The sequence below is a fragment of the Burkholderia ubonensis genome (assembly GCF_902833085.1).
Taxonomy (GTDB): domain Bacteria; phylum Pseudomonadota; class Gammaproteobacteria; order Burkholderiales; family Burkholderiaceae; genus Burkholderia; species Burkholderia ubonensis.
In genome coordinates, this window is record NZ_CADFEB010000015.1 from 1 (window position 1) to 17991 (window position 17991).

The following is a 17991-nucleotide window of genomic DNA, read 5'->3' on the forward strand; positions in this document are numbered from 1 at the left end:
AGTCATCGGCGTCACGCATCCGGACGGCGTCGAGGAGCACTTCACGTGGGACGGCGAAGGCAACCTGCGCACCTACCGGGACGGCGCGGGCCAGGTGACGGAATACGCGTTCAACGCCCGTCGGCAGCCGACCTGGCGCAAGGATGCGGCGGGCCGGCAACTGACGTATGCGTACGACCGGCAGTGGCGGCTGACCGCGCTGACCAACGAGAACCGGGAGCAGACCCGGTTCCGCTACGACCCGCTGGGGCAGCTGATCGAACAGACGGACTTCGACGGCAGCACGACCCGCTACCGGTGGGACGAGGCGGGCCGGCTGGCCGGTTCGACCGAAGGCGACGTCAACACGACCTACACGCGCGACCCGCTCGGGCGGCTCACGCGGCGCGAGATCGAAGGACCGGATGGCCGAGGCGGGTTCTCCGAGCACTTCTATTACGACGCGCGAGGCCGGCTGACGACCGCGCAGGGCCATGGCAGCAAGGTCCGGCTCCATTACGACGATGCCGACAACCTGATCGCCGAGGAGCAGACCCACAGCCCGGACACGGGCGTCGCCTACACGGCGGTGACGCGGCACGAATACGATGCGCTCGGCAACCGGATCCGCACGCAGTTGCCGAATACGCGCACGATCGACTGGCTGCGCTACGGCTCGGGCCATGTGCACGGGGTGCTGCTGGACGGCCAGCCGCTGGTCGACTTCGAGCGCGACAAGCTGCATCGCGAAACTGTTCGACGTCACCGCAGTTTCGAGCAGCGGCGCGAATACAACCCGGCCGGGCGGCTGCAGCGGATGATCGTGCGCCGCGATGCACACGCGCTGCCGACGGACTGGATCGCCGCGCGGCAGTACCGGTACGACGCGGCGGGCCAGCTGACGCGCATCGAGGATCGCACGCGGGGGGCGACGGACTACACGTACGATCCGGTCGGACGGCTGCTGAAGGCGGTGACGCCGGACCTGAAGGAAGTCTTTGCGTTCGATCCGGCCGGCAATCCGATTGATCCGGAGCAGCTTCCGCCGCGCCCGACCGAGGAAACGCTGGACGAGATGACGGCGCGGCATGGCCGGGCCGCCGCGCGAGATGTGGAATGGCGGCACGCGCATCCGGGCCAGGAAGAGCCGCGGGCCCACTTCGAGCGACGCAAGCAGGAGGCGGCGGAATACTGGAGGCTGATCGAGTGGGAACGTGCGCTGCCGAAGTGCGTGGGCAACGTGCTGAAGGCGCTGAACCGCACGCGCTACGACCATGACGCGCACGGCAACCTGATCCGCCAAACCGAGCCGGGCGGCGCGACGTGGCTGTACGCATACGATGCGGCGAACCGGCTGAAGCGGGCCGATCGCTACGCGAAACCGCCGGCGGCGAACGAGATCGACCGGCTCGAGCGGACGCCGGACGGCACCGCGTTCATCCCGGGCACGGTGCGGCCGGCCTTGCAGGTGAGCTTCGAATACGACGCGTTCGGACGGCGCACGCTGAAGGAGGCGGGCCGGCCGGACGGCAGCATCGACCGGACGGTGTTCACGTGGGACGGCGACGTGCTGCTGATGGAAGAGCGCTTCCACCTGCCGCCGCGGCAGCCGGGCGAACGTGAGCCGCTGACCTTCCGCCCCGTGCAGATCGTACGCGAGGATCCGGACGACCCGTACGCGCTGCCGGTGGCGCAGCGGATGCATACGCTAAGCGAGCGGCATCAGTGGCAAGGGGCGTCGCTGTATCTGCACGAACCCGGCACGTTCGTGCCGCTGGCGCGGCTAGACGAGACGCTGGTGGAAGCGGCGTTCATTGCGACGGGGACGGATGGCCGGTTCGTGCAGGTGCCGGCGAAGACGCGGCATGCGACGCTGTTTTATCAGAACGATCATCTGGGGACGCCGCAGGAACTGCTGGACGAGTCGGGAAAAGTCGTCTGGCTGGGTCGGTACCGGGCGTGGGGCGCGGAGAAAACGGTCTGGCAGCCTCAGCCGGAACGCCATGAAGCGGGGAATCCGATCCGGTTCCAGGGGCAGTACCATGATGACGAGACGGGGCTGCATTACAACCGGCATCGGTACTATGATCCGCAATCAGGACGCTTCGTGTCGAAAGATCCGATCGGGTTGGCGGGAGGGTTGAACGCGTTCCAGTACGCGCCGAACCCGGCCGGGTGGATTGATCCGCTGGGCTTGGCTAAGACAACATGCGACTTATATGCATTTGGTAATGCCAGTGGTCCGCGCGAACCTAGAATCCAGGGCGTTAACACAAAACCGGGACAAAACGCAGACTTGATTGCCGACGCAGCTGGAATGGTGGGGCCGACTACTGAAGGAGGAGCGTCGACATTCGGTGATGTCAATAAGGCACCTATCAGTGGCACCTATCACAAGCTTCCAGCTGGATCGGAACTCCCAGACGGGATAGAGGTCGTTGCGGATGGCAAGGACGTTGGCGGGTCGCATGCCGCAACTCATCATACAGTTTGTCCGTCTAAGCGAATGTCGGGACAGACATTTGTCGAGAAATTCAAAAATATGCCTTGGATTAAGGCTGGGAAGAAGTAATCATGAAAGATAAAGAAAATGACTCGTGGAAAGATCTTAAGGAGGCTTACCAGATCTACGTGAAGTTGAGAGATGGGTTTGTAAAAAAAACATCTTCTGTTTCTTTTGTTCAGAGAGCCTTTTCCGTGCCTGAGGAAAGGGCTATGGCTATCGATTTGGTGTTGAGCTACCCTGAGTCAGAGAGGGTTGTTTTTTTTAAACAATTGATCTCAATGTCAAGCTATGTAAATGGTTTCACGGAGGAGTGCAGAAATTTGATATTGGAGTTGCCGCGTGATTGGGTGATGAAAAATATCGAGGCAGAAGTTGATGAGGTGCTGGTTAATGGGGGGTATGAAGAGTATCGCTGTTTGCTAGAGTTGTGTTGTGAGCTGGATCGAGGGTTGATGATTAAATTTGCGAAACGTGCTCTGGATAGTTCTGACGAAGACATCAAGGATGCAGGTGCAGATTTTCTGTCCCGCTAATCTGATCGAGGTCGAGCAGTTCAGATGGGCAGCGATATCGCTTCAATGCGGCGTGGCAACTGTCGCGCATCGAGGATAGCCGCGCGGGCGGAATCTACTATCCGGTCGAGTGGCTGATCGAGGCCGAGATCCGTGCCGGGAAATGAGGCAATGAGTGCCAGTTCACATGAACCGACGGCGATACGGCTATGACGTGCTACCCGATCGACTCTATCCAACTGTTGTGTGATGTCGAGATGCCTTGCTACACAAGGCTCAACGACATGTCATTTATCGCACGATACCACTATGACGATGAATGCGAGGTGCATCGCTGCAGGAGATTGCGAAAGCTGAAAGGTCGGTCGTAGCGGCAAGTAGACGGGGCTGCATTACAACCGGCATCGGTACTACGATCCAACGTCGGGACGCTTCGTTAGCAAGGATCCGATCGGGCAGCAGGGTGGATTGAACGTCTACCAGTACGTACCGAATCCGATTCATTGGATTGATCCGCTGGGTCTGACGTCTAAAACACCTCCGGCTTGTGGATGCTTGGATTGGTCGAGGATCAATCCAAAAACAGGAGAAACCGCACCTGAGCATGTGATGCGACATGGAGAGGACATACCTGATAGGAAAGTCCCGCACGGCGTTTTTGCTGATGATCCGATTGCAACAACAAATGCAGCATGGGATAAAGCAGTTCACCAAAGAATTTCTCCAACCGTGGGCCCAAATGGTAACTTGGCTTACGACATTCCTTATTCGGAAGCAGGGTTGCAGGGGGGCAGGGGCTGTAGCAGGAAATCCAATACTGGATAGCGTTCGGATCGTGACTAGTCCTGGTGGCGCGAATAAAGTAGTCACGTCGTTTCCTAAGTGAGGATTTGATGGAAGGAAGATATTACGTGGTTGCCGCTTATGACGCCGGATTTGGTCATGGTGATGAATTGCATTTGATTGCGTTATCCGATGGTCGCCTTATAGGGTATTCATCGGAGTTTGATAGCTGTACGACTGATATAGCCGATGCATGTGTGGCAGAAAGTGCCTCTTGCGCAAAATGGTTTGGCTGGGATGAAGGGTGGCAGTGGCGAGCGGCGACACTTGAAGAAATCAAGGCGCTAAAATTGGATAAATATGTGATAGGTTCGAAAAAAGATATGAAACTCAATACCCCCATTGAACCACTCTAACGATTGAAGGGCAGCGATGGCGACCTTTGGCGTCGCAATACATGTACGAGCCGCGAAGATTCACGCCGCTGGTCCGGGCGACGGGGCCGGCGATTCTGTGTGGCGGAGAAGGTGAAACGCCAAGTTCGGTGTGCGTACGCCCCACTATTTGATCTGCTCTGGCCAACCGTCGTGCGATGTCGAGATGCCTTGTTGCGCAAGGCTCAACGACATGTCATTTACTGCGCGATAACACTACGACGATGAATGTGACGCGCATCGCTGCAGGAGATTGCGAAAGCTGAAAGGTTGGCTGTAGCGGCAAGTAGACGGGGCTGCATTACAACCGGCATCGGTACTATGATCCGAACTCTGGCAGATTCATCAGCAAGGATCCGATCGGGCTGGCGGGTGGGATCAATGTCTACCAGTACGCGCCCAATCCAGTGCAGTGGGTCGATCCGTTAGGTTTGTCGAAGCGTTGTCCCTGTGATTGCCCAGCAGGAACAATAGATCCCTCTCAGGTGCATTTTATGCAAAGCAGCGCAAAGAATGTCACAGGTGACTACACGGTTCTCGGGAACGCACAAGGTTTGCGGGATGGAACACTGGATCCTAATAAATTGAAGAAGACCAAGATTTGGAAGGATGGTACTGGGAAGCTGTGGACGCTCGATCACAGGCGGCTCGCGGCATTCAAATTGGCACGCAAGTGCATGCCATATCAAATGGCGTCACAAAAAGAGATTGATAAGCAGATATGGAAGATGAGTGCCAAGAATGGTGGGACATCTATCCGCTTGAAGATGGAGGATGGTCAGTCAATGACCGTTGAGTGAAATGACGATTGACAGAAAGAGAGTGGCGGAAATCAAGACAAGGGAAGACTTTGTTGATTTTATGGTTGCCTTTGTGAAATCAATAAGAAGCGGGGAGCCGATCGAGAACAACACTGTTGATTCGTATCTTGAGGCAATGGCTTCCTGGGTTGAAGATATGGATGGCTATTACGAGAATATGGGTATAGCTAATGAGGTGAAGCTGGATACGATGAATTGGAGGGTTCTCGCGGATATTGTGGTTGCCGCAACAATGTATGAATAGACTGAAGTAAGAGCCAAGGGCCGCGCGAGCGGCCCTTGTTGTCGGTGTGATGAGTCGAAGCTCGGTGTTCAGGTAGCGGTGATGGTGAGCTTGCCGTGTTCAACGTGAACGCGGAGCTTCTGGCCGGCGTGAAAACCTGCATCGTGGGCAAGCCATTGGCCCACGATCCTGAGCCACAGGTACAGCGGCTCGCAGTGGCTCTCGTCGTAGAGGGCCTGACCTGAGACGTTTCTTGTAGCCATGTGGCAAGTGAGTTCTCTTTTATCCTAGAGGCAAGGAGAACTCGATGAAGAAGCGATTTACCGACGAGCAGATCATCCGAATCTTGCGCGAGGCCGAGAGCCGGGACGAGCCGGTGAAGGATCTGTGCAAGCGCCACAACATCTCGGAACAGACGTTCTATCGTTGGCGCAACAAGTTCGGCGGCATGGATGTGGCCGACGCCCGCCGGCTCAAGGATCTGGAATCGGAGAACGAGCGGCTCAAGCGTTTGATCGCCGAGCAATTGCTGGTCATCGACGGCCTGAAGGAATTCAGCCGAAAAAAATGAGCACCCCAACGGGCCGGCGCGACGCGCTGGAAGTCCTGACTCGGCGGGGGCTATCGCAACGCAAGGCATGTTGCTATCTGGGGCTGAGTCGCCGGGTGGCAACCTATACGCTCAAGCAACCGGAGAAGGATCGGAGCCTGGGCGAGCGACTGATTGCTGCTGCTCAGGAAGTGCCGCGCTTCGGTTACCGACGTATGTCGGCTTGGCTGGCGCTGAGCGAGTCGCGCGTGCGGCGAATGTGGCGAGCCTTGCAGCTCAACATTCCGCGGCGGCGGCCTCGCCGTCGTCGTTGTGACAACGACATTCGTCTGCCGGGTGCGACACAACCCAATTCGGTATGGAGCTACGACTTTGTGCACGATCAGTTGGTGGACGGGCGGGCGTTGAAGATGCTTTGCGTGATCGATGAATACACCCGCGAGTGCCTGGCGATCGAAGTCGGCGCCAGTTTGCGGTCGCAGGATGTGATCTTGACGCTGTCGCGACTGATGCGGCTGTACGGCAAGCCCGCGTTCGTTCGGTCCGACAACGGCGCGAAATTCACTGCGGCCAAGGTCATGCGCTGGCTGCGAGACGCTGCAATCGGTCCGGCCTTCATCGCGCCCGGCAGTCCGTGGCAAAACGGATTCGTCGAGAGCTTCAACGGCAAGCTACGTGACGAATTGCTGAACCGGGAATGGTTCCGCAGCCGCGCCGAGGCCAAGGTGCTCATCGAACGCTGGCGGCAGTTCTACAACGAACGCCGGCCTCATAGCGCGCACCGCTATCAACCTCCCGCCACGGTCCGTCGAGCCTGGCTGGACTCCGATAATATCGACGCGAGACTCACTGCCTGATTGGTCACAAAATTCCGCCTCAGGTCACCGAACCGCCGGGATGAATTTAGGCTGCGGTACTAACCCGGAAACAACCGCCCCTGCCCCGAGATCACCGACTCGAAATCGTCGCGCAGGAACGGCAGGATCGCATCGGCGACCGGCTGCAGCTGGCGGCCCAGATAGAACGCGTAGTCGATCGGCGAGCGCATCGTCTCGAGCGGCTCCGGGCCCGCCGTCGTCATCACGTAGCTGATCCAGCCGCCGCGCTGGTATTGCAGCGGCCGGCCATGCGCGTCGTTGAACGCGTCGGCGATGCGCGCCGCGCGCACATGCGGCGGCACGTTGCGCTGGTACTCGCGCAGCGGCCGGCGCACGCGCTTGCGATAGACCAGCAGTTCGTCGAGCTCGCCGGCCAGCGTGCGGCGGACGTAGTCGCGAATGAAGTCCTGATACGGCTCCCGCCTGAACACGAGCCGGTACAGTTCCCGCTGGAACTGTTGCGCGAGCGGCGTCCAGTCGGTCCGCACCGTCTCGAGGCCCTTGAACACGACGTCCTCGCCGCCGTCCGGCGCGACCGCGAGACCGGCATAGCGCTTCTTGCTGCCTTCCTCCGCGCCCCGCACGGTCGGCATCAGGAAGCGGCGGTAGTGCCGCTCGTACTGCAGCTCCAGCGCGCTCTCCAGCCCGAAGCGCTCGCGCAGGTGCGTCGTCCACCAGCGATTCACGTGCTCGACGATCGCGCGCCCGGTGCGTGCGGCCGCGTCGTCGTCGTGCGGCTGGCCGAGCCAGACGAACGTCGAATCGGTATCGCCATAGATCACTTCGTAGCCCTGAGCTTCGATCAGCTCGCGCGTGCGGTGCATGATTTCGTGGCCGCGCATCGTGATCGACGACGCGAGACGCGGATCGAAGAACCGGCAGCCGGTGGAGCCGAGCACGCCGTAGAACGCGTTCATGATGATCTTCAGCGCCTGCGACAGCGGCGCGTTGCGCTGGCGCTTCGCGACGTCGCGGCCTTCCCACACCCGCCGCACGATGTCCGGCAGGCAATGCCGCGTGCGCGAGAAGCGCGCGCCGAGAAAGCCGGGCACGGACGCGTCGTCGCCGGGCCGGGCGAGGCCCTCGATCAGCCCGACTGGATCGATCAGGAACGTGCGGATGATCGACGGATACAGGCTCTTGTAGTCGAGCACGAGCACCGAATCGTAGAGGCCCGGCCGCGAATCCATCACGAAGCCGCCGGGGCTCGTCTGTCCCGTCACGTCGCCGAGGTTCGGCGCGACGTAGCCGAGCCGGTGCATGCGCGGCATGTACAGGTGCGTGAAGGCCGCGACCGAGCCGCCGGTGCGATCGGCGGCGAGGCCGGTGACGGTCGCGCGCTCGAGCATGAACGACAGCAGGTCCGCCTTCTCGAAGATGCGCGTGACGAGCTCGCAATCCTTCAGGTTGTAGCGCGCGAGCGCGGGCTTGTCGTGATCGAAGCGGCGCTGGATCTCATCCATCCGCTGATACGGGTTGTCGATCGCCTTGCCTTCGCCGAGCAGCGCTTGCGCGACGTATTCGAGGCTGAACGACGGGAAGGTCCAGGTGGCGGATTTCAGCGCGTCGATGCCGTCGATCAGCAGTCGCCCGGCCGCCGCCGCGAAGAAATGATCGGGCTGCTGGCTGTGTGCGCGCCAGTCGAGCACGCCGCCGCCGCGGCCGAGCCGCAGCGGCACGCGATACTGCCCGGCGTGCGCATGCAGCACGCGCAGGTCGAACTGGATCAGGTTCCAGCCGATGATCACGTCGGGGTCGTGCTGCGCGAACCAGTCGTTCAGCCGCGCGAGCAGCGCGGGCCGGTCGTCGCAGTAGTCGAGCCGGAAGTCGAGATCGCCCGGATTGCCCGCATCACCGTTGGGCGGGCCGAGCATGAAAACCTGCCGCTGTCCGCAGCCTTCCAGCGCAATCGAATAGAGTTCGCCGTGCGCGCTGGTCTCGATGTCGAGCGACACGCAGCGCAGCGCGGGACGATAGTCGTCCGCGGCCTTCAGCTCGCCGTCGGACAGCGCGCCGTCGCCGGCCGGCGTGCCGCGGAACCGGACCGGCGCGGTGATGAACCGCTCCATCATGTAGCGCTCGGGCGGCAGCACGTCCGCTTCGTAGACGTCGACGCCGGCCTGCGCCAGCCGCTTCTGCAGGCCGGCGAGATGGCGGCGATAGCGGCGGCAATAGAGGCCGACGACCGGACGCTGCCGGAAGTCGCGCAGCGCGAGCGGGCGCAGTTCGGCGCCGGTTTCGCCGGCCAGCACGCGCGCGGCCGGCTCCTGCTGTTCGGCCGGGATGAACGCGACGGCTTCCTGCGGGCGCAGCCGCACCTGGCGCGGACCGTGTTCGGTTGCCAGCCAGAACTCGATTTCGACGCCGGTTGCGGTGTCCCGCCAGTGGCGGGTGAGGATGAAACCCTGCTCGAATTCCGTCAAGACGCGCGCTCTTCATTGGTGCCCAGGCGGCGGATTTTAACGCCTGGGCGGGGTGGCTGCCGGACGCGTCCCGGTCGTCCCGAATCGTGCAGAGTACTTCGGGGTTTACGCGCATCGCAGCGGGTGAAATTCAGGCATAGACTGGCGCGGCTTCTGTTGTTGTCTAGACAACCAGATGCGTTCGGCAACCCGGATTCACGCGTCCGGATGCATCGAGATGATGCGTCAGGCGACTGAACCTCGTCGCCCGAGCCGGCGGTACAACTCCGCCGGTTCACCCGGAACCTGAGAGAAAGACTCCCCGATCGTCGTCGCGGCAGCTCGCCGGGGCGCCAGTTCGGAACCACAACGAACCAACGTCGCATGCCGGCCGCACCTGGGGCGGCAATGCACGGCCATTCCGAGGACTATCCGCCATGAAACTCGGCGCGTTCATGATGCCGGCGCATCCGCAGCATCGTTCGCTTCACGACGGTCACTACCACGACCTCGACACACTCGAGTTTTTCGATCGCATCGGCTTTGCCGAAGCGTGGATCGGCGAGCACTACATGATGCCGGCGGAGCCGTGCCCGTCGCCGGACCTGCTGCTCGCCCAAGCCTTCCTGCGCACGAAGCGCATCCGCCTCGCGCCGGGCGCGTTCATGCTGCCGTTCCATCACCCGGCGGAGCTCGCGCACCGGATCTGCATGCTCGATCACATTTCGCAGGGGCGCCTGATGGTCGGCATCGGCGCGAGCGGCACGAATCTCGATCTCGAGATGTTCGACATCGACTACCAGTCCGGCGCGCATCGGGAGATGACGGCCGAGTCGATCGCGATCATGACGCGCTTCTGGGAGAGCGACGGGCCGTTCGAATATCGCGGCAAGTACTGGACGGCGCGGCGTCCCGCGGATCTGCCCGACAAGCGCAGCACCTATCACCTGAAGCCGTTCCAGGCGCCGTATCCGCCGATCGGCGTGACCGGCCTGTCCGCGTCGTCGCCGACGCTGCGGCTCGCCGGCGCGAACGGCTGGATTCCGATCAGCTTCTGCTTCACGCCGCAATACCTGCATACGCATTGGGACGTCGTCGAGGCGGGCGCGCGCGCAGCGGGCCGGCCGGCGCCCGATCGCAGCGAATGGCGGGTCAGCCGGCCGATCCTGGTCGCCGATACGGATCGCGAGGCGTGGCGCCGCGCGGTCGACGGCGAGATGGGCCGCTATTTCCGCGACGATTATCTGCCGATGCTCGCGGGCAACAACGCGCTGGGCCTGCTGAAGGAAGATCCCGGCATGCCGGACAGCGACGTCACCGTCGAGTACGTCGCCAGGCATTGCTGGATCGTCGGCTCGCCGGACACGGTGCGCGAGCGCATCGAGGCCATGCAGGCGCTGTCGGGCGGCTTCGGCGTGCTGCACGTGATGGGGTTCGACCATCTCGACGAAATGAGCGCGATCCGCGACAGCCATGCGGCGCTCGCGGAAATCGTCGCGAACCTGCGCGACTGACCGGGAGGAGCCAATCGATGAATGCCTTGGGCGACACGTTCGACCCGCGCCGCGCGGCGCTCCTGATCATCGACATGCAGCGTGACTTCGTCGATCCCGGCGCGCCGATCGCCTGTGCGGGCGCGCCCGACGTCGTGCCGGCGATCACGCGGCTCGCGCAGTCCGCGCGCGCGGCCGGCATGCCCGTCATCTACACGCAGGAAGCGCATCGCCGGCAGAAGGTCGACTTCGGTCTCGAGCTCGAGTACGGCGAGACCGAGCATTGCGTCGAGGGCACGCCGGGCGTCGAGATCGTCGACGCGCTCGCGCCCGCCGCGTCCGACTATGTGCTCGTCAAGCGCCGCTACAGCGGCTTTTTCGCGACCGATCTCGACCTGCTGCTGAAGGGGCTGCGCGTCGACACGCTGGTGCTGACCGGCGTGGCCACCGACGTCTGCGTGCGCGCGACCGCGCAGGACGCGCTGCAGCTCGACTACCGCGTGTTCGTGCCGCGCGAGTGCGTGGCGGGCACGACGGCCGCGCGGCACGACGCGGCGCTCGAACACATCGGCTACGTGCTCGGGCGGGTCGTCTCGCTCGATGCGCTGATCGCGCCTATCGCGCGGCTTGCACCGTCGGCCGGAGCCGTACATGCGTGACGCCGATGCGCACTATCGCGCGGTGATGAGCCGGCTGATCGACGCGCGCGCCGATCTCGACCGCGCCGAGGCGGCCGAGGCCGTGTCCGCGATGCTCGATTTGCGATTCAGCGACGTCGAGATCGCGGCGACGCTCGCGGCGCTCGCGAGGAAAGGCGAGACGGCGGACGAGATCGCGGGCGCAGTCGACGCGATCAACGCGCGCAGCACGCCGCTGCCGCTGCCGGCGCAAGACGCGCTCGACATCGGCGGGACGGGCGGCGATCGTGCGGGCACGTTCAACATTTCCACGACCGCGGCGTTCGTCGCTGCCGGGGCGGGCGCGCGCGTGATCAAGCACGGCAACCGGAGCGTGACGAGCGCGTGCGGCAGCGCCGACCTGATCGACGCGCTCGGCGCCGACGCGCTGCGCTGCAGCGCGCCCGAGCGGATCGCGGCAAGCCTTGCCGCGTGCGGCTTCGCGTTCGTCTCGACCGCGAGCCATCACCGCTTTCCGCCGAAGCTCGGCGAGCTGCGCCGCGCACTCGGCATGCGCAGCCTGTTCAATCTCGCGGGACCGCTCGTGCACCCGGCGCGGATCGGCCGCCAGATCGTCGGCGTCGCGCGGCCCGAGCAGCAGGCGCCGATCGCTGCCGCGCTGGCGAGGCTGGAGCGGGACGCGGCATTCGTCGTGCACGGCGTGGCGGGACTCGACGAAGTGAGCTGTGCCGGTGAAACGCTCGTCATGCGCGTCGAGCGCGGCGCGACCGCGTCGTTCAGCGTCACCGCGCACGATTTCGGGCTGTCGCCGTGCCGCGTCGACGACCTGCGCGGCGGCGACCCGCAGACCAACGCGGCGATCTGCCGCGCGATTCTCGACGGCGAGCGCGGGCCGCGCGCCGACACCGTGACGGCGGCGGCCGGCATGTCACTCGTTCTCGACGGACGCGCACGGACTTTCGCCGACGGCGCGCAGCTCGCGCGTCACGCGATCGACAGCGGCGCGGCGCGCAAGGTGCTCGACAACTTTCTATGCGGAGCAAGCAACTCATGAAGACCGGCATCAAGATTTGCGGCCTGACGAACCTCGACGATGCCCTCGACGCCGTGAACGCCGGCGCCGACGCGCTCGGTTTCGTGTTCTCCGACGGTCCGCGCAGGATGGCGGCGGGCGACGTGCGGGCGATCGTCGACCGGCTGCCGCCGTTCGTCAGCACGGTGGGCGTATTCGTCGACGAGCCGCTCGAACGGCTGCAGGACGTCGTGGCGCACTCGGGCGTGTCGAGCGTGCAGCTTCAGGGCAGCGAGAGCCCCGCGTATTGCCGGCAGGTCGGGTGGCCGGTGATCAAGGGATTTCGGGTCGGCGAGCGCTTTGATCCCGCGGTCGTCGAAACGTACGACGTCAGCGCGTACCTGTTCGACGCGGCGGTGGCCGGCCGCGACGGCGGCACCGGCGAGCGTTTCGATTGGGCGCGGCTGCACGGGTTGCGGTTCGCGCGGCCGATCATCGTGGCGGGCGGCTTGAACGCCGGCAACGTGCGCCGCATGCTCGACCTGCTCGGGCCGTCCGGCGTCGACGTCAGCTCGGGAGTCGGCGCGAGTGCGACCCGCAAGGACCCCGCGATGATGCGCGCGTTCGTCGCGGCGGTCAGGGGCGCGCAACGCGCGGCGCACGAACCGGTCGACGCGGACATCCTGCGCGCGTCGTTCGACGGCCGGCCGCTCGTCAGCATCAACGGCAAGCGTTTCCTGGTCAATTCGCTGACCGAGCAGGTGCCGGCGACCCCCGCGCCGCTGCTGCGCATGGCGGCGCAACGGGTATGCGACGTGATGTCGGTTGCACCCGGGCTGAAGCTCGTCGGCGAGGAGGACAAGGGCGGCGCGCTGCTCGCCGCGGTGTCGCTGCTGTCGGGGCTGCCGTACGGCATCGCGCGCTGGTATCCGTCCGGGCTCGAAGGGCAGGTGAAGGTCGAGTTCGGCTGCGAATACACGGCGGGCGCGCTGTACCTGAACGGCGTCGAGCCCGGGGACCGCGTCGTCATCGTCGACGACCTGATCAGCACGGGCGGCACGCTGATCGGTCTCGTCGAGGCCGTCAGGCGGGCGGGCGCGCACGTCGAGCAGATCGTCTGCGTCGCCGAGAAGGCCGACTACGCGGGCGTCGAGCGAGTACGGGACGCAACCGGGCTGGACGTCACGACGCTCGTTCGCGTCAGCGTCGCGGGCGACATGTCGCGCGTGCTGGATGTCAACTACTGACGAATCGCAGGGAGGATGGCTTGATGAATGAAAGAATCTTTCGAGGCTGGTATGTCGTGATCGCGGCGCACCTGCTGCTGGCGCTGATTTTCGGGGCGGCCTATTCGTTCGGCGCGTTCTTCGGGCAACTGCAGTCGAGTTTCGGCGTCGGGCGATTCTCGGTCGCGTCGATTTTCTCGCTGACCGCATTCATCTATTACGCGGTCGGCGTGTTTGCCGGCTCGATCGCCGACCGTACGTCGACGCGCAAGGTGGTCGGCGCCGGCGTGGTGCTGCTGGCGCTCGGCTTCTTCGTCAGCAGCCTGGCCGGGCGGTCGATGGCGCATTTCCTCGTGGCATTCTGCTCGCTCGTCGGGCTCGGGGTCGGCCTCGTGTACGTGCCGACGGTGACCGCGGTGCAGCGCTGGTTCGTCAGGAACCGCAGCAAGGCCTCCGGCCTGGCGCTCGCGGGCACCGGGCTCGGCACCTTCGTCGGACCGAGCCTCGCCGGCCTGCTGATGCAGCACCTGTCGTGGGAAACGACGATGCGCGTGTTCGCGGTGGGAATCGCGGTGCTCGGCTGCGTCGCCGCGGCCGTGGTGCGGGGGCGGCCGGAGGAACTGGGGCTGCGCGCGGACGGCGACGCCGCGCCGGCTCGCACGACGAACGGCGCGCATCCGGCGGCCGCCGACGCGACGCTCGCGTCGGCGCTTCGCGGCGCGCGCTTCTGGTGGTATTTCGCCGCGATCTTCCTCGGTTCGGTCGGGCTGTTCCTCGCGCTCGTCCACATCAATCCGTATGCGCGACAGCTCGGCCTCTCGGCCGTCGAGGCCAACCTGCTGATCGGGCTGATCGGCGTGGGCAACGTGGCCGGCCGGCTGTTGCTCGGCAGCCTTGCCGACCGGATCGGCGCACGTTCGCTGCTGATGGCGCTGACCTTCGCGCTGGCGCTGCTGAACGGCTTCTGGCTCGCCGCGCACGGCTTCGTCGCGCTTGCCGTATTCGCCGTGTTGTTCGGCGTCGCGAACGGCGGCTGCATTTCGCTTTATCCGTCGGTTGCGGCCAGCTGGTTCGGCACCACGAATCTGGGCGCGATCCTGGGCGCGCTTTACGTGTCGGTCGGCGTCGCGGCGGTGGCGGGCGGCAGCATCGGCGGGCTGCTGTTCGACGTCTACGGCAGCTACGTCGCGTCGATCGCGTTCAGTGCGCTGTGCGCGCTGGCGTCGGTCGCGCTGATCGCGGTTGCCGCGTCGCCGTCGCGCGCCGTGCGGGGCGCGCGCCCGACGACGGCGCGCTGAGCGGAGGGCAGGCATGGCGTGCACGGCGAGCGACATCCACGATCTGCGCAGCGCGCTCGATGCGCTGGCCCGCGCGGGTGAACGGCCGGTCGAAATCGATGCGCCGCTTGATCCGCACGTCGGGCTGATCGACGATTACCTCGCGTCCTATCGAGCGAGCGCTGCGTCGTGGTTCGCGGCGGAGCAGCCGCTGCGGCTGTATCGCCGGCCTGCGCGCGGCCGCTTTCCGGTGCTCATGGGCCTGTTCGGCAGCCGCGCGCGCACCGGCGTGCTGCTCGGCGACGATCGGCCGGGCGAGCGCATCGTCCGCGCCATCCGCTCGCCGCTCGCGCCGACGCTGTCGGCACGAGCGACGCCGCGCGAATGGGTCACGGCGCCCGACCTGCGGCAATGGCTGCCGGCGCTGACCTGCACGGCCGGCGACCCGGGGCCGACGGTGACGCTCGGCCTCGTCTATGCGCGCGACGCCATTACCGGCATCGCGAATTGCTCGGTACACCGGATTACGCTCAAGCCGAACTCGACCGTGGTGGCGATCTCGTCGAAGGGGCATCTGCAGCAGCTCGTCGATCGGCACGTCGCGCGGGGCGAGCGGCTTCCGGTGTCGGTCAATATCGGGCTCGACCCGGCGCTTTACTATGCGGCCGCGCTCAGCAGTCCGGCCGTCGGGTTCGGCGACGACGAGCTCGCGGTGGCCGGCGCGTTGCGCGGCAGGCCGGTTGCGCTGGCGCCGTGCGCGTCCGGCGGCGGGTGGTATGTCGACCACGCGGAGATCGTCATCGAAGGCAGCCTCGGCGCGGACAAGGAGGCCGAGCACGATGGCGCGTCGGCCGGCCCGCCGGGCCACGGGCACTCGATGCCGGAGTATCTCGGCTATTTCTCGGCCGCCGGCGCGGTGACCACGCTGGCCGTCAGCGCGCTGTCCTGGCGGCCCGGCGCGATCTATCCGGCGTTGACGGGCCCGGGGCGGGAGCAGTCGGAATTGCTCGGCGTCGGGCAGGAGGCGGCGATCTGGCGGGTGCTGCACGACGAGGGCGCCGCGCCGCTGTTTCGTGACGCCGTCGCGCTGCCCGCGGGCGGCGGGCATCTGTTCACCGTGCTGCAGGTCGCGAGGCGCACGCGCGACGACGACGCGCCGCTGATGCATGCGGCGATGCGATTGCTGGAGCGGGTCGCCACGACGAAGAACCTGGTGCTGGTCGACGACGACGTGAACCCTCACTCGGCCGACGACGTGCTGTGGGCGATCGCGACGCGCAGCCGGCTCGAGCGTGACGTGCTGCAGACCCCGAGCCTGCGCGGCACGTCGCTGGACCCCACTCAGTCGGAAAGCTATGTGTCCGGCGGGCGGAAGGGCTTCACCAACAAGTGCGTGATCGACTGCCTGGTTCCGTTCGGATTGCGGGAGCGGTTTCGGCGGGCGTACACCTGAACGGCGCATCCATGCCCGTCCAGGCGAGCACACGCAATGCCGCAATGGCGCGCCGCTTGCCACCGGGTCCGTCCCCCGTTTCAGGTCTCGCACTCAAATACTCCCCTTAACGGATTCCCACTAGGCGTATACACGCGTTCCGCGGCGGGAAAGCCCGGTTTCACGCCGATATAAGCGCTTCGACATGCGCTGCATGCTCGTCGCCCAATGGGACGTGATGTTCTGTTCACCTACCCTTCGCTACGGCAAAGTGCGGACGACGTTGCCGCCCCAACACTAGATACGAGACAAACCTGACGACGGTCCACGTCGACCGTTTCAGCATGCTGATAAAGGAGCAAGCTCATGAGCGATACCCCGGTGCAGCCGGCCGCCGGCGTCGGCGCGCAAGCGGCGTTCGGCGCGAACGGCGCCATCGACCGATACTTCGGGATTTCCGCGCGCGGCAGCACGCGGCGCCGCGAAATCGTCGCGGGCATCACCACCTTCCTGGCGATGGTCTATTCGGTGTTCGTCGTGCCCGGCATGTTCGGCAAGGCCGGCTTCGACGCGAGCGCCGTGTTCGTCGCCGTGTGCGTGACGACGGCGTTCGGCTCGCTGCTGATGGGCCTGTGGGCGAAGCTGCCGATCGCGATCGGCTGCGCGATCTCGCTGACCGCCTTCACCGCGTTCGGCCTCGTGCTCGGCAAGGGCCTGCCGCCGACGGTCGCGCTCGGCGCCGTGTTCCTGATGGGGCTCGTGTTCACCGGCATTTCCGTTACCGGCGTGCGCTCGTGGATCCTGCGCAACCTGCCCGCGGGCGTCGCGCACGGCACGGGGATCGGCATCGGCCTGTTCCTGCTGCTGATCGCGTCGAACGACGTCGGCCTCGTCGTCAAGAACCCGGGCGCCGGCCTGCCGGTGTCGCTCGGCCACGTCACCGCGCTGCCGGTGATCATGTCGGTGATCGGTCTCGCCGCGATCTTCGGGCTGGAAAAGCGCCGCGTGCCGGGCGGGATCCTGCTCGTCGTGATCGCGATCTCGGCGTTCGGCCTCGCGTTCGATCCGGCCGTGAAGTTCCGCGGCGTGTTCGCACTGCCTTCGCTGAGCGCGCCGGGCCACGCGTCGCTAATCGGCGCGATGGACGTCAAGGGCGCGCTGTCGCTCGCGGTGCTGCCGAGCGTGCTGGCGCTCGTGATGACCGCCGTGTTCGACGCGACCGGCACGATCCGCGCGGTCGCGGGGCAGGCCGGCCTGCTCGACGAGAGCGGCCGCATCATCAACGGCGGCCGCGCACTGACCGCGGACTCGTTGAGCTCGATCTTCTCCGGCTTCCTCGGCGGCGCGCCGGCGGCGGCCTACATCGAATCGAGCGTCGGCGTGGCCGCCGGCGCGAAGACGGGCCTCGCGGCCGCGGTGGTCGGGCTGCTGTTCCTGGCCGTGATGTTCCTCTCGCCGATCGCGGCGCTCGTGCCGTCGTATGCGACCGCGCCCGCGCTGATGTACGTCGGCCTGCTGATGCTCGGCAGCGTCAGCAAGCTGCACATGGACGACATGGTCGACGCGATGTCCGGCCTCGTGTGCGCGGTCTTCATCGTGCTGACCGCGAACATCGTGACGGGCATCATGCTCGGCTTCTCGACGCTCGTGATCGGACGCATCGCGAGCGGCGAGTTCCGCAAGCTCAACGTCGGCACGGTGAGCATCGCGGCCGTGCTCGTCGTGTTCTATCTCGGCGGCTGGGCGATCTGACGCACGGCTAAGCGCCGCGTCGCGGGCGACGACGGCATCCGGAACCTGTGTGCAAGCGCGCAGTATGATGGCT

The 17991-nt window shown here is 65.2% G+C and carries 15 protein-coding genes and 2 pseudogenes; 15 read left to right on the forward strand and 2 right to left on the reverse strand.

The window, feature by feature from the left end; all coding sequences use genetic code 11:
* The 7 genes and pseudogenes from HWX31_RS33470 to HWX31_RS33495 all read left to right on the forward strand — a co-directional run.
* On the forward strand, nucleotides 1–2551 hold a 2551-nt coding region (locus HWX31_RS33470; RefSeq protein ID WP_175934013.1), incomplete at its 5' end, for an RHS repeat-associated core domain-containing protein.
* A gap of 2 nt (nucleotides 2552–2553) precedes the next feature.
* A complete protein-coding gene (locus tag HWX31_RS33475) occupies nucleotides 2554–3018 on the forward strand; it encodes a hypothetical protein (protein ID WP_174965492.1) in 465 nt (154 codons plus the stop codon).
* Nucleotides 3019–3378: 360 nt separating this feature from the next.
* Nucleotides 3379–3531 (forward strand): annotated as a pseudogene (locus HWX31_RS35445) (RHS repeat-associated core domain-containing protein); the annotation flags it as partial.
* A gap of 359 nt (nucleotides 3532–3890) precedes the next feature.
* Entirely contained in the window at nucleotides 3891–4196 is a 306-nt protein-coding gene (locus HWX31_RS33485; RefSeq protein WP_157376024.1) for a hypothetical protein, read from the forward strand.
* 308 nt (nucleotides 4197–4504) lie between these two features.
* Nucleotides 4505–4663, forward strand: a pseudogene (locus HWX31_RS35225) (RHS repeat-associated core domain-containing protein); the annotation flags it as partial.
* A 45-nt stretch (nucleotides 4664–4708) separates the two neighbouring features.
* Nucleotides 4709–5014, forward strand: coding sequence for a hypothetical protein (locus tag HWX31_RS34790; RefSeq protein WP_208456099.1), 306 nt, complete (start codon nucleotides 4709–4711; stop codon nucleotides 5012–5014).
* Between the two features lies 1 nt (nucleotide 5015).
* Entirely contained in the window at nucleotides 5016–5279 is a 264-nt protein-coding gene (locus HWX31_RS33495; protein ID WP_042582972.1) for a DUF7660 family protein, read from the forward strand.
* 68 nt (nucleotides 5280–5347) lie between these two features.
* On the opposite strand, the gene HWX31_RS33500 is transcribed toward HWX31_RS33495, so the two are convergent.
* Nucleotides 5348–5521 (reverse strand): SymE family type I addiction module toxin, encoded by a 174-nt coding sequence (locus HWX31_RS33500; protein WP_174965493.1) that lies wholly within the window; start codon nucleotides 5519–5521, stop codon nucleotides 5348–5350.
* 44 nt (nucleotides 5522–5565) lie between these two features.
* Between HWX31_RS33500 and HWX31_RS33505 the strand changes: the two genes are divergently transcribed.
* Nucleotides 5566–6665, forward strand: a protein-coding gene (locus HWX31_RS33505; RefSeq protein WP_174965494.1) for an IS3 family transposase whose coding sequence is annotated in 2 segments (ribosomal slippage) — nucleotides 5566–5818 and nucleotides 5818–6665 — 1101 coding nt in all. Because the reading frame shifts where the segments join, the coding sequence is not laid out codon by codon here.
* Nucleotides 6666–6724: 59 nt separating this feature from the next.
* On the opposite strand, the gene HWX31_RS33510 is transcribed toward HWX31_RS33505, so the two are convergent.
* Nucleotides 6725–9109, reverse strand: coding sequence for a DNA polymerase II (locus HWX31_RS33510; RefSeq protein WP_174965495.1), 2385 nt, complete (start codon nucleotides 9107–9109; stop codon nucleotides 6725–6727).
* Between the two features lie 416 nt (nucleotides 9110–9525).
* Here HWX31_RS33510 and HWX31_RS33515 point away from each other — a divergent pair, with 416 nt between their 5' ends.
* From HWX31_RS33515 to HWX31_RS33545, 7 genes are all read left to right on the forward strand, one after another.
* A complete protein-coding gene (locus tag HWX31_RS33515; protein WP_059612212.1) occupies nucleotides 9526–10602 on the forward strand; it encodes an LLM class flavin-dependent oxidoreductase in 1077 nt (358 codons plus the stop codon).
* Between the two features lie 17 nt (nucleotides 10603–10619).
* On the forward strand, nucleotides 10620–11240 hold the full coding sequence (locus HWX31_RS33520) for an isochorismatase family protein (RefSeq protein WP_059612214.1): 621 nt from the start codon (nucleotides 10620–10622) through the stop codon (nucleotides 11238–11240).
* Nucleotides 11233–12273, forward strand: a complete 1041-nt coding sequence (trpD, locus tag HWX31_RS33525; RefSeq protein WP_174965496.1) for an anthranilate phosphoribosyltransferase — start codon at nucleotides 11233–11235, stop codon at nucleotides 12271–12273. The genes HWX31_RS33520 and trpD overlap by 8 nt, the downstream gene beginning before the upstream one ends.
* On the forward strand, nucleotides 12270–13478 hold the full coding sequence (gene trpF / locus HWX31_RS33530) for a phosphoribosylanthranilate isomerase (RefSeq protein WP_174965497.1): 1209 nt from the start codon (nucleotides 12270–12272) through the stop codon (nucleotides 13476–13478). The genes trpD and trpF overlap by 4 nt, the downstream gene beginning before the upstream one ends.
* A gap of 23 nt (nucleotides 13479–13501) precedes the next feature.
* On the forward strand, nucleotides 13502–14755 hold the full coding sequence (locus tag HWX31_RS33535) for an MFS transporter (RefSeq protein WP_244143917.1): 1254 nt from the start codon (nucleotides 13502–13504) through the stop codon (nucleotides 14753–14755).
* Nucleotides 14756–14768: 13 nt separating this feature from the next.
* Complete coding sequence (locus tag HWX31_RS33540) at nucleotides 14769–16187, forward strand: UbiD family decarboxylase (protein WP_174965499.1); 1419 nt, start codon at nucleotides 14769–14771, stop codon at nucleotides 16185–16187.
* Between the two features lie 345 nt (nucleotides 16188–16532).
* On the forward strand, nucleotides 16533–17918 hold the full coding sequence (locus tag HWX31_RS33545; RefSeq protein WP_244143918.1) for an NCS2 family permease: 1386 nt from the start codon (nucleotides 16533–16535) through the stop codon (nucleotides 17916–17918).
* Nucleotides 17919–17991 lie beyond the last annotated feature (73 nt).